A 13,226-nucleotide genomic window follows, 5' to 3' on the forward strand; every position below is an offset into this window, starting at 1 on the left:
TTAAAGAAGTCAATGACAAAGTCTTGGCTGGTAAAGGCGTTCTGGCTGGTAAAGGGCAGGCATTTATTGATGCCGCTAATAAATATAAAGTGAACGAAGTATACCTGATTTCTCACGCATTACTTGAGACGGGACACGGTACATCAAGTCTCGCTAAAGGGACGATGTATAAAGGTAAAAAAGTATACAACATGTATGGTTATGGTGCATATGATAGCTGTCCATTAGAATGCGGCGCCAAAACTGCTTATGAACAGGGGTGGTTTACACCTGAGGCAGCGATTATCGGCGGAGCTGAACTGATCAGCAGCGGCTACATCTACAGAGACGGTTTCCAACAGGATACCCTATACAAAATGAGATGGAACCCTGAAGGCAGCCACCAATATGCTACTGATATCGGCTGGGCAGCTAAGCAAGTAGACAGTATTTTTAGTCTTTATGCTTTATTGGATAACTATACTCTCTATTTTGATAAGCCATATTATGTAGTAAAGTAATGTTCAACATTAAAAAGCTGAAGTACATCCATCTGGATTGCACTTCAGCTTTTTTAGTTATTAATAAGGCTGTGTTAATTTATTTTTCACTATTTCCAGAACATTCTTGCTCGAATCACCGTTTGAATATTCATTCCATTTTGATGAAAATGAACGGACTTTCTCTTCATCAAAGTTTCCATCCTGAATAAGAGTAGAAACTTCATCCGAAGAATAAGCAATCGGACCTGGCAGGAATTTGATGAAGTTTTCCCATATCCCCCGTTCTTCTTCGTATGCTTCTAAATCATAAAGAAAGAATACAATCTGTCGATTCAACAATGAATATTCAAATGGTATAGATGAATAATCGGTTATTAGAGTGTCCGTGATAAATAAAAGTTCATTTAACTGATGATAATCGGAAAAATCATACACAAAGTGTGATAGCTCACTTGGAATATTGATATTGTTTTTAACAGCCGGATGAAATTTGAGAAGCAATACATACTGATCTTCGAATTGTTCAGCCATACTCTTCAGATCCAGCTTCATTTCAGCATCCATCAACTGATTTTCACGAAAAGTAGGTGCATAAAGCAGAACCTTTTTATTTTCCAAGAAAGGATATTTCCGATAAAGCTTTGTTTGAGCGTGAAGTTGGGTTTTGGGGTCAAAGAAGACATCAGTTCTAGGAATACCCGTCCGGAGGATTCTATCTTCGGTGACTTCAAATGCTTGTCTAAAGATGTCCGCCATCGCTTCAGACCCAACTATTACTTTGCTAAAGCGATTATAAACTGATTTAAACCGCTTTAAAGCCTTCTTGCTTCTCGATTCAATTGATGGGTCTTTTAATCCGAACTTTTTTATGGCTCCATTGGCATGCCATAATTGGATGCATTCCACTGTCGGCTTAAAGTTTGATTTATCGAGGAATCCATAATAATTATCAACGAATACTACCTTGGAAGTTGCCAAATGATAAATAGAGCAGATAAAATCCAATGGCTTTTTCAATTCAAAAAGCAGGGTAGATGCCTCTTCATATTTCGAGAAGGAAGAATACATTTTTTCTGTCGTTAAAAAAAGAGTACGACAAGATAAATCTTGTCGTAACATCTCCTTATAAATGCTCTTGTTATTTTCACTAAAAGATACAACAAATGTTACTTTATTTTGTAAAGGAAACCATTTGCTTATTTTAAAGATTATACTGAAGATAACCAGATAAAGTGTAACCGCAAGCTCTCTAAGCATTATTTTACGTTCACGAGATCTTTTTTAATTTTTGTCGTTGAGATCCCGATGGTTCTTGGCAGGTAAACTACTTCACAGTGTTCTTTAAGGAAGTCAAATTCACCTTTCCAATCATCTCCCATAACGAATACATCAATGTCTTTGTTTACAACATCGGACACCTTTTGTTCCCAATTTTCCTCAGCGATTACTTCATCTACGTATCTGATGGATTCAAGAATCATCTTTCTATTTTCAAAACTGTGATATGATTTTTTATTTTTTAAATTATTGAATTCATCTGATGAGATTGCCACTGTTAAGTGGTCACCCAGTTCTTTTGCTCTTTTTAATAAATTGATATGACCCCAATGAAGTAAATCGAACGTTCCATAAGTGATTACTTTTTTCATTACGTGTCTCCTCCTGTAATTGTAACTTAAATAACAATTTACAATTCTAATATATACAATTAATCCGAGTGACTTATAGTTATAGTAAGCTGACAGAATATAATTCTATCTAACAAATCAAATAGTTTATATCTAGTAGTATACTAGATACTCTTTACAATGAGTTTATCGTACATTTACAATTCTGTAATATACTTTGTCGAAAAATGCCATTCCTTCCATTATACATCATTTTAAACGAGGCATCTTCTTACTGCAAGAGTTCAATTGATGAATTTTCAGTGAACTACATACACAATACCCTTAACATAATAGATTTACACTGTATTTACAATTGAAATATTTTCTATTGCTTCCAAACCACAGCATGCATCCTTTTGAAAAGAGGATTAAACTTTCGTTTCTTCATTTTTTGCAGTACACCATAAGATAGATAAGAAAGCACAAATACAATAGGACTAAACAGGATATGCCATAGGATATTTTCCTCTAGTGATGAGAACCCTGCTACATCTGTAAGCAAGTGTATGAATTTTATAAAAAACACATGAATGACATAAACCCCGACAGATTCTTTACCTACTTTAGTGAATAGCGAATCTTTTCCCAGGGCGGGCTTAGATAATGCATATAAGAAGAGACTGATTGTGATTGGCAGCGTCATGAGAAAGTAATCTCCTATTTTCCCATCCAATAGAAACACAGTTACCGCTCTTTCTATAATTAACAGGAAAGAAAAGATGCTAAATAGTGCAATTAACCTTTTTGGTTTTATCCGTAATGCCAGTCCTTTGATGGCTTTCTCGTTATATGCTGCATAAGCACCTAAAGTTGTATAAAGTAATCCGAAGAAAAAGGCATCCCTCGTCCCGAACGGAAGAGTGATCAATCCGGAATAGGACTGACTGAAAAGACCGATCATATTCAGCCCTAAACTAATGAACAAAAGAAGGTTCAACTTATTTAAATGCACAAATACAAATAGAATTAAAATACTCCAAATAAGTGCGATAAGATACCATAACTGATAACCTGTACTTGCCCCGTAAAAGAAGACCTCCAATTTGATATTTTCTTCAATGAACTTGATAATTTCCGGAACAGAGAAGGGGTTGAAGGACCCAAAGAAAATCTTAACAAACAAATCATACAGTAAATAAAAGATAAACCAGCTCAGGAACAAATTCACCATCTTCGACACATAGCTGCTGAAGTAGATGCTCCTGCTTTTAGTAGTCTGCATTTTCATTCCAAATAAATAACCGGAAGAAATAAAAAAGAAAGGTACAGCAAACCTCGACAGCGTGTCGATGGTAAAGTCAATATAGTATCCATCAATCCCAAAGATGGCTGCCCCTTCAAATGGGCCTGTGTGAATTAAAATTACAGCGAATATTGCATAAAACTTGAGGTAATCAATTGCATAATTCCTCTCCATAGTAAAAAACACCTCTATTCAACAACAACCTTCGTGCTAACTTAACATGATTCGAGTCCTTGTGGAAATTAAATACTGATTACATTTATGTCTTATCCTATCAAGCATATTGAAAAAAGTGAGCTTAAGGAAAGCTCACGCAAATTTTAACTAGTTATTCCATTGTTGGCTTAACTGAAAGCCCAAGGTTGTCAGCCTTTGTCGTATAGAAAAGGAACTCCCTGTCTTTATAGGTAATATGATTTTGCGGAATAACTTTCAGGTTTGCCAGCTGGTAATCATTATATCGGATAAAAACAGTATATAAGGAATCATCCAGGCGGTTAAGTTCCTGTACTGAAACGATGAAAGAACCTTCATTATTATTCAGTTCCACTTCACATATTAAATCATTGTCAGTCTTTGAGCGGTCTCTAATTACAATCTCATTTATTTCGTTTACGTAGTCTCCGTAAACTTCGAACGTTTGTTTATATGCATTTTCTCCTTCCAATTCCTGAGCCATAGCACTTGCCAGCATCGGAATCCTGATTAAATGATAGTTATCCTCTAAAAATGGAATTTCGAAAAATGGCAATCCGTCTTTAATGACGTACTTCTTATGCTTCTCTTTTTTATGCCATTTGAAAAGCTTTGTGAAATCATCAATGCGATTCTCCATGAACAGCTCTGCAGCTGCCTTGTAAAACGGCATTTTAAACTCATCTAAAAACGGATACCTTAGGCTCTTTGTTGTTTCAATCACTTCCCTGAACAATTGATAGAACGCTTCTTTGTTCTTGGAATTCACAAATAGATTGCTGTCAAACGTACGCAGAAAATCATACTCATACATTCTCGTGAGTGCTGTCTTCTCCATATACAGGGGAAGATTCTTAGACTTAATATAGTTGATAATCTCAAGATCATTTCTCCGTTTTTCCAGAACGTCAGTCGTTTTGGTTAAAGAGTCTTTGTTCTCTTCTAATCTGTTCACATAATAAACAGGTTGAACTGTGGTTGAAACAGTCTTGGCTTTGAAGAATATATCCGAGAAAAAGACTTTATCTTCCCCAAAACGCATCTCGGGAAAACGGATATTCTGTTCCATTAGCAATTCTCGCTTTACCATTCTGGCCGTGGGACCCATATGATAGAAGAAATGCGGGACATCGAACGGAGAAATGCTTCTTCTTTCTTTCACACAAGCAAATTCTCCTATTATACTTTCACCTGACTTCTCTACTTTAATTGTTTTCCCTACCACATAGTCATCTTGGGTTTCTTCAAAGATTGAGTAAAGGGAATCCAAACCTTCAGGATGAAGCCAGTCATCGGCATCCAAAAATGTTATATAACTGGCGGTAGCAAGTTCAATCCCGATATTTCTTGGAGTACCGGGAGAACCGGTATTCTCGAGTAAAGAAACAAACGTTATATTTTTATTTTGAGCCGCATAAGACTGGACAATTTCAGCCGTTTTATCAGTTGAACAGTCATCAACAATGATATATTCGATGTGTTCGGCACCCATTGATTGGTTAAGCACTGATTCGATGGTCTTCCCAATAAACTTCTCTGCATTGTAAGCGGCTGTTACCACTGTAACTTTTTTGCTGCTATCCAACAGCTTTTTCATGAAGCTATGAGGGTGGTTCAACACTTTATATCGTTTATTATTCACTATATTTCTCGCATTTTCACCAAAATCTCCATCCAATCTACTCATTTTGCAATCCTCCCAGTAAATATACCTTCAATGATTATACCCGCTCTCCTGCTTTCACTAACGTTAAAATATTTTAAATATTCTTTACATCCGTAACATAAAGATGACAATTCCTAAACATTCCTTACACCTTGCATCGTTGATTCTTGTCCGAATGAATAAGCTATAATAATTTCCATTGCAGAGAAGAGACTATAGTTACGAGATCAATGAAGTATTCTATCGGTCCTTGTCGAAAATTGAAAAAACATTTATTATTGAGTGGTCTATATTTACTTTTTCTATAAAAATTCAGAAGATGGTGGTCTGAGATATGCTCACGAAACTTTTAAATATGTTTACAAAGAATAGTAAAAGCAGCACGAATAAAAAGAATAGGTTGAAACAGGAAATTTCAATTTCACAAGAGGGTGACAGTCTTTCATTCAGTGGAAAGCTCGCTACTGATTACTATCAAGTAGAAGAACTTTGGCTTACATCCCGTACAAATAGTGATGATTGGTTTAACATTCATATGAACCAATCACAGGATAAACAACATTTCCACTTTCATTTTTCGATCACTGATTTAATTAAGAAACTGTCGTCCCGCTATGATGAAAGGGAGCAAGCTTTCGATTGGTATATAAAGCTCACCGTCCCTGTCGCCCGTTTAAGCGAAAAAGCCTATAAAAATATCGAAGACAAAGCAACCTTTTTTGATAAGGATAATGAATCGTACGCTTCATATCTTATTCGGCTGGGCAGATTCGAGCATACTTCACGTAATCAGCTTGATTTCGTTGAATTCCAGGACCAAAAAGGCATATGCTACTTAACAACAAAAGGAAATCTTTCTTTCCTATTAAATGGAGAGCCTGATACTCCCACTAAAATACAAATTGATCAGCTTTCTGCTAAAAAAGGGACATTAGACTTGGCAGGAAAACTATTCACTCGAAATTCAATGATTTTAAACGCAAGCCTTACGTTAAAAGGGCGTAATACAAATGAAGAAATAATAGGTCCAGCTTCTGTCACTTGGAATGATAAGACACACCAAAAGTATGGATTGAATCGTTATGAATATCATGCCGCTCTAGATTTTGAAAAACTTTGCAATGGAAACGTACTCAAGGAAGATGTGTATGATGTATATCTAACACTTAAGCTGCATGACAAAAAGGAAGAAAAACTTATCCGGATCGGCAGACCGACCTTCAGATCAAGATATTTCATAAAGGAAACCCACTACACAGCTGGAGAGACCGTTTCGATTATTAACCCTTACTATACATTTAAAGCATCTAATTTATCGCTGGAAGTGTATGAATACGATAAAGAAACGTTTGCTTATTTATTGGCTAAACAAAAATTTGCCTGGCTTCACCGATTAATAAATCGCAAAAAAGACGTTTGGCTCGTCGGTGAACGTCCTTACAAAGCACAAGATACCGGGTATCACTTCTTTAAATATTTGAGAGAGAACCATCCTGAAAAAAACGTTTATTATGTTATTGAGAAGGATTCTCCCGAAAGAAAGAATGTAGAGCCTTATGGGAATGTCCTCACATTTAAATCCAAGGAACATGTTTGGAATTCAATTATTGCGACTAAAGTCATTTCATCCCATCATCCGGATTATCTATATCCACTCCGAACTCCCCGTTATAAAAGCCTTGTTAAGGCTACCAAGGTCTTCCTTCAACACGGGGTAATGGGAACAAAAAACATGGTGGCTAATTACGGAAAAAAAGCTGCGTCTTTTAATACTGATCTTTTTCTTGTAAGCTCAGATTTTGAGAAGGAAATGATTGTAAATGATTTCGGCTACAAACCTAAAGAGGTTTTGGTCACGGGGCTGTCAAGGTTTGATAATCTGCTGAAAAATGATGTACCTTTAAAAAACCAAATACTGATAATCCCTACTTGGCGTGACTGGATCAACAATGAAGAAAGCTTCTTAGAGAGCGAATATTTCGAACGATTCAGGGAGCTTGTTTACCACCCAAAGCTGCATGCTTTAGCTGAACGAAATGGAATGGAAATCGTCTTCTGTCTGCACCCGAATATGCAGACGTTCACAAAGTATTTTACAGATGCGCCTGTCACGCTCATTAATCAGGGAGATGTGGATGTACAAAGACTATTGAAGGAAAGCGCACTGATGATCACCGACTATTCAAGTGTCGGTTTTGATTTCAGCTTTTTAAATAAACCTATTATCTACTATCAATTCGACAGGGATCGTTTTATCGGCAAGCACCCGTCACATTTGGACCTTGATAATGATCTGCCGGGCATTGTTGCGAAAGAAGCAGATCAATTATTACAGGCACTTATGAAATATGAAAGTCAATCATTTATTATGCTGCCTGAACATCAGGATAGGTCTCGTAAATTCCTGAAATATAGAGATGTAAACTCTTCTGCACGGATTTACAATGTCATTGACAATGTTGAAATCCATAAGACTTTTTCAGAAAAAATCCTGGAGAAGCCACTTGCTATTGCTCTTTTTAACCGCTATCGCCGCAGTAAGTGGTATAAGCCCTCAATGGAATGGTTTTATGCAGCAGCTAAACGGGTAGTACCAATAGACAGAAATATGATTCTCTTCGAAAGCGGGATCGGAAAGCAATATGCCGACAGCCCACGCTATATTTATGAAGAAATCGTCAAGAGAGAGCTTCCTTACAAGAAGATCTGGGTATACAATCAGACCATGCCTGTCCGTGACAGGGATAGAAAACAGATTAAAAGGTTGAGCCCGCAGTACTTCTATTATCTTGCAAAATCAGGATATTGGGTGAATAATCAGAACTTCCCTACTTACATTACGAAACGTAAGGGTACTACTTATTTACAAACTTGGCATGGCACACCGCTGAAAAAGATGCTCTTTGATATAGAAAATATTCAAGGTCGATCTGATGACTATCTTGAACGCGTCCATGGAGCAACCAGGCAATGGGATTATCTTGTTTCACCAAGTTCATATGCGACAGAGGCGTTCAAGAGTGCGTTTAAATATACAGGAAACATCGTAGAGGCTGGTTATCCCCGAAACGATGTATTCTACAAACCGGATCAAGAAGATATATCCGGTAAAGTGAAGAGCAGATTGGGGCTTCCGAAGGATAAGAAGGTCATCCTGTATGCACCTACATTCCGTGACAATGAAACTTCAGGTAAAAATAAGTTTGTTTTCGATATCAAGATGGATTTGTATCAAATGAAAGAACGCTTAGGTGATGAATACATCATATTACTTCGCATGCATGTTATCATCAGCAACAAGCTGACGATTCCCGAAGAACTCAGTTCCTTTGTTTACAATGTATCCAGTTATCCTGAAATCCAGGAACTTAGCTTAATCAGTGATATCCTAATCACCGATTACTCTTCGGTCATGTTTGACTTTGCCAATACAAATCAGCCAATCTTATACTTCACATATGATCTTGAAGAATATAAAAACAATATTCGCGGGTTTTATATGGAATTCGAAGAAGAAGCTCCGGGCCCATTCGTTTATAACACCGAAGAAATTATAGAATCAATTGAAAACATTGAAAAAGTAAAGCTTAACTATCAGGATAAATATAAAGCATTCCTCGAGAAATATTGTTATCTTGAAGACGGTCAAGCTTCCAAACGAATTGTTGATCATGTATTTAAGAAGATTTGAAAAAGGACGGAATTTTCGTCCTTTTTCCTTCTTCCATGAAAAAGTAATTGAAGTAAATCGAGATTTGTAGCAGAATAGTTTAAGACTATGAGGAAACACGTACTCCAGTTGCCTCCTTAATAAACCAAGCTATTTTCAGCTTGGTCTGAAAGAAAGGAATCAATATGAAATCAGCTGTAACAGTTTTTAAAGAGCAGATCAGCAGCTTTTATCTGATACAAAGGCTCTCTTTATACGAACTTAAAAGTGCTAACAAAAATAATTATTTAGGAATGCTTTGGGAAATATTAAATCCCGGCATCCAAATCGCTATCTATTGGTTTGTTTTTGGATATGGCTTAAAGAGCGGTGGAGAAGGAAGATCGGATGTTGACGGAGTACCATTCTTTCCCTGGCTGCTTGCCGGTATGGTTGTCTGGTTCTTTATCAATCCGGCAATTGTCCAAGCATCAAAATCCATTTATACAAGAATTAAAATGCTCTCAAAGATGAGTTTCCCTTTGAGTGCCATACCATCATATGTCATCATGTCTAAATTTTATCCCCATCTATATCTAACGGGGATTTCTATCTTGATTTTTCAATTTATGGGTTACCCTGTTACTATTTATTACTTACAGCTGCCCTATTACATGATTGCAGCCATTGCAGTTATCGTTGCCATTTCATTGATAACATCCACACTGGCGACAATCATTCGTGATGTACAGATGGTTGTTCAATCGGTTGTGCGAATGCTGCTGTATTTATCACCTATTCTTTGGAATATGGAAGACTTACTAAGTGAAAAACTAGTAACAATCATGAAAATCAATCCATTTTACTATATTGTCGAAGGCTACAGGAGTGCCCTATTGGGGCAAGGCTGGTATTTTATCGAGCATATTCAATATACAATGTATTTCTGGGCATTAGTATTGGTCCTCTTTGCTTTCGGCTCATTCATCCATTTGAAATTCAGAAGACACTTTGTTGATTTTCTATAAGGAAAGAAGAGGTTAACATGACCAAATCTGTAGTGGTAGAAAACGTATCAAAAAAATATAAACTATACAACAAATCATCTGAGCGTATTCTTGACCTTATAACACCTAAAAGCTACGGCGAGGATTTTTATGGATTACGAAATGTAAGCTTCGAGGCAAATGAAGGGGATATCATAGGTTTCGTAGGCGTAAATGGTTCAGGAAAATCTACCTTAGCCAATATACTGGCTGGCATCATACCAGAAACATCGGGTAAAGTTGAGGTTAAAGGGAAAACAGCTTTGATTGCTGTCGCTGCCGGACTGAATAACCAGTTGACAGGCCGTGAAAATATTGAATTAAAGTGCTTGATGCTTGGATTTAATAAGAAGAAAATCAAAGAGGTTGAACCTGAGATCATTGAATTCTCGGAATTAGGGAAATTTATTGATCAGCCAGTTAAATCTTACTCAAGCGGAATGAAATCAAAGCTTGGATTTGCCATTTCCGTTCATATCGATCCTGATATCCTCATCATTGACGAAGCATTATCTGTTGGAGATAAAGCGTTTTCCGAAAAGAGTCTTGAAAAGATGAATGAATTCAAAGCGCAGGGAAAGACCATGTTCTTTGTCAGTCATTCAATCGGTCAGATGAAGACATTCTGCGAGAAAGTTCTGTGGCTCGAATATGGGGAAGTCAAGGCTTTTGGTCCGGTTAAAGAAGTCATTCCTCAATATGAACAATTCTTTAAAGATTATAAAGCGATGTCAAAAGCAGAAAAGAAAAAATTCAGGGAAGACGCTTTGCGTAAACAAAGCGGTTTAGAACCTGTTTCTCAATGACATAAAAAGAAGAACCACAACCTGATGGTTCTTCTTTTTACTGCATATACCAGTCCTGTAATAACAAAGGAGTGAACACGAGGTTGAAAAAACTTCTGTCCAAAATTAAGAAGGGGAATACTGTTAAAAGATTATATAAACTAGTCTTTGTACTCGTAGGGCTTTTACCGGCAAAAAAGAAATTGGTTGTCTTTGAAAGCTTCTTGGGCAAACAGTACAGCTGCAATCCCAGAGCCATTTACGAATACCTGAAAAGCAACCACCCTGATTATGAAATGTATTGGAGCATCGACCTGCGCAACTCAGATACTTTTAAAGATAAGGACCTGAATACGCTTACCAGGTTTTCGATCCCTTGGCTGTTTAAAATGGCAAGAGCTAAATACTGGGTGTCAAACAGCAGGCTCCCAATGTGGATTCCCAAACCTGCTCATACAGTCTATTTGCAAACCTGGCATGGCACCCCTTTAAAACGGCTTGCAGCAGATATGGAAGAAGTCCACATGCCTGGCACGGATACTGAGAAATACAAACAGAATTTCCTTCAAGAATCAAGCAGATGGGACTATTTGATTTCTCCCAACCGCTATTCTTCAGAAATATTCGCTCGTGCGTTCGGTTTCAATAAAGATATGATCGAATCAGGCTATCCAAGGAATGATTACTTGCACAACCATAATAATCCTGAAACGATTGCTGAAATAAAGGCAAGATTGAATCTTCCTGAAGATAAACAGGTCATCCTTTATGCGCCTACATGGAGAGACAATGAATTTCACGATATTGGTAAGTATAAATTCAGCCTTAGGCTCGAACTGGACAAGATGCAGAAAGAATTGGGGAATGATTATGTCATTCTTCTGCGAATGCATTACTTAATAGCTGAGAACCTTGATCTCACTGCTTATTCAGGCTTTGCATATGATGTTTCCCATCATACTGATATAAGTGAATTGTATATAATCTCTGACCTGTTGATCACCGACTACTCCTCTGTGTTTTTCGATTATGCAAACTTAAAAAGACCGATGATTTTCTACGTTTACGACATAGAAAACTACAGGGACACGTTGAGAGGGTTTTATTTTGACTTCGAAGAGCAAGCTCCAGGGCCGCTTGCAAAAACGACAGAAGAAGTCATTCATCATATTCAGCACAAAGAACAGCTTGTACAACCAAATTTTGAAGGATTCTATGAAAAATTCTGCTATTTAGAGAGCGGGAACTCAAGTGAAAGAGTAGTTGAAAAGGTATTCCAGCCGAAAAGAAAAGGTTAATCAAAGAAAAAGAAACCTGTTCCAGAATAGGTTTCTTTTTTCTTTGTTATACAGTATGTCGAATTACCTTAGTTGTCATAAAGAGTTATGAAGACTTATACCAGTAAAATAAAATTATGCATAAAGTACTAGAAAATAAATTGTAATTCGAGAAATAATCCCCCTTTTCCTCGTAATATATGGTAAAATGACAGAAAAATATACCATAATAGTACATAAAAGGAGAAAACTCGTGAAAAAAACAATTGTGTCTTTTGCAGCTACTGCTGTCCTGTCGACCACTTTCGTCTCAACTGTTGCCGCGAACACTCATAAGGTTGAATCTGGTGACTCTCTTTGGTCTATCGCTAAGAAGTACGAATTGACAGTTGCCAATTTAAAGCAGGCAAACAAACTGAAATCAGATGTGATTTATCCCAATCAAGTGCTGAATTTAACAACGGTGTCGGATAACTCTCCTTCTGCTCCTGCAGCACCTACCAAGACCGAATCAGCTAAAACGTACACAGTGAAGTCCGGGGATACTCTTATAGCTATAGCTAATGCACATTCTATCACTCTGGCAGAATTGAAAAATTGGAATAATATAAAGAGTTATTTGATTTATCCAGGTCAGAAATTCACCGTTTCAAAAGGAGCTGCATCAACACCTCAAGAAGAAACTGCTTCTAAGCCTGCTCCCGTCAAACCGCCGGCAAATTCTGCGACTGGTTCATATACTGTCAAATCAGGTGATACCCTTTCGCATATCAGCCTTAAATATAAGGTCAGCGTAGCGGAAATAAAGAAACACAATAACCTTAAAAGTGATATGATCTATGTTGGACAGGTATTGAAGCTTCAGGCGACACAAGGTGTTCAGCCATCTCAACCTTCAAAGCCGGCTCCTGAAGCAGACAACGGTGGTTCTTTCAATGCAGATCAGCTCATTTCTCAGGCTAAAGCACAGCTAGGCAAGCCTTATGTGTGGGGAGGTTCAACTGCCGCAGGATTCGATTGCAGTGGATTCATCTATTATGCATTCAATAAATCCGGCGTCAATATCCTTCGTACCTCAAGTGAAGGCTATTATAACCGTTCGTTCTATGTTAACAAACCTGCGGTTGGAGACCTGGTCTTTTTCGAGAATACCTATAAAAAAGGTATTTCACACTTGGGAATCTACGTAGGAGATAATAAATTCATTCACGCA

General features: G+C 37.3%; 9 protein-coding genes and 1 pseudogene. 6 read left to right on the plus strand and 4 right to left on the minus strand.

What is annotated here, in order from left to right:
• A partial coding sequence (locus tag HP456_RS11900) for an N-acetylglucosaminidase (protein WP_172251322.1) occupies positions 1-500 on the plus strand: 500 nt, incomplete at its 5' end.
• Between the two features lie 60 nt (positions 501-560).
• Here the strand turns inward: HP456_RS11900 and HP456_RS11905 are convergent.
• From HP456_RS11905 to HP456_RS11920, 4 genes are all read right to left on the minus strand, one after another.
• Positions 561-1,739 carry a CDP-glycerol glycerophosphotransferase family protein gene (locus HP456_RS11905; RefSeq protein ID WP_172251324.1) on the minus strand — a complete coding sequence of 393 codons (1,179 nt, stop codon included), beginning with the start codon at positions 1,737-1,739 and terminating at the stop codon, positions 561-563.
• Positions 1,739-2,131, minus strand: coding sequence for a glycerol-3-phosphate cytidylyltransferase (gene tagD / locus HP456_RS11910; RefSeq protein ID WP_172251326.1), 393 nt, complete (start codon positions 2,129-2,131; stop codon positions 1,739-1,741). The genes HP456_RS11905 and tagD overlap by 1 nt, the downstream gene beginning before the upstream one ends.
• Before the next feature lie 346 nt (positions 2,132-2,477).
• Positions 2,478-3,569 carry an acyltransferase gene (locus tag HP456_RS11915; protein WP_172251328.1) on the minus strand — a complete coding sequence of 364 codons (1,092 nt, stop codon included), beginning with the start codon at positions 3,567-3,569 and terminating at the stop codon, positions 2,478-2,480.
• Positions 3,570-3,723: 154 nt separating this feature from the next.
• Positions 3,724-5,277 carry a glycosyltransferase family 2 protein gene (locus tag HP456_RS11920; protein ID WP_172251330.1) on the minus strand — a complete coding sequence of 518 codons (1,554 nt, stop codon included), beginning with the start codon at positions 5,275-5,277 and terminating at the stop codon, positions 3,724-3,726.
• Positions 5,278-5,590: 313 nt separating this feature from the next.
• Here HP456_RS11920 and HP456_RS11925 point away from each other — a divergent pair, with 313 nt between their 5' ends.
• From HP456_RS11925 to HP456_RS11945, 5 genes and pseudogenes are all read left to right on the plus strand, one after another.
• A complete protein-coding gene (locus HP456_RS11925) occupies positions 5,591-8,947 on the plus strand; it encodes a CDP-glycerol glycerophosphotransferase family protein (RefSeq protein ID WP_172251332.1) in 3,357 nt (1,118 codons plus the stop codon).
• 164 nt (positions 8,948-9,111) lie between these two features.
• Positions 9,112-9,933, plus strand: a complete 822-nt coding sequence (locus HP456_RS11930; protein WP_172251334.1) for an ABC transporter permease — start codon at positions 9,112-9,114, stop codon at positions 9,931-9,933.
• A gap of 17 nt (positions 9,934-9,950) precedes the next feature.
• Positions 9,951-10,757 carry a teichoic acids export ABC transporter ATP-binding subunit TagH gene (tagH, locus tag HP456_RS11935; RefSeq protein ID WP_172251337.1) on the plus strand — a complete coding sequence of 269 codons (807 nt, stop codon included), beginning with the start codon at positions 9,951-9,953 and terminating at the stop codon, positions 10,755-10,757.
• Positions 10,758-10,828: 71 nt separating this feature from the next.
• A pseudogene (locus HP456_RS11940) lies at positions 10,829-12,034 on the plus strand (CDP-glycerol glycerophosphotransferase family protein); the annotation flags it as partial.
• 232 nt (positions 12,035-12,266) lie between these two features.
• Positions 12,267-13,226: C40 family peptidase (locus tag HP456_RS11945; protein WP_172251339.1), on the plus strand; the 960-nt coding region annotated here is incomplete at its 3' end.

The organism is Bacillus haikouensis, from assembly GCF_013179555.1.
Taxonomy (GTDB): domain Bacteria; phylum Bacillota; class Bacilli; order Bacillales; family Bacillaceae_B; genus Rossellomorea; species Rossellomorea haikouensis_A.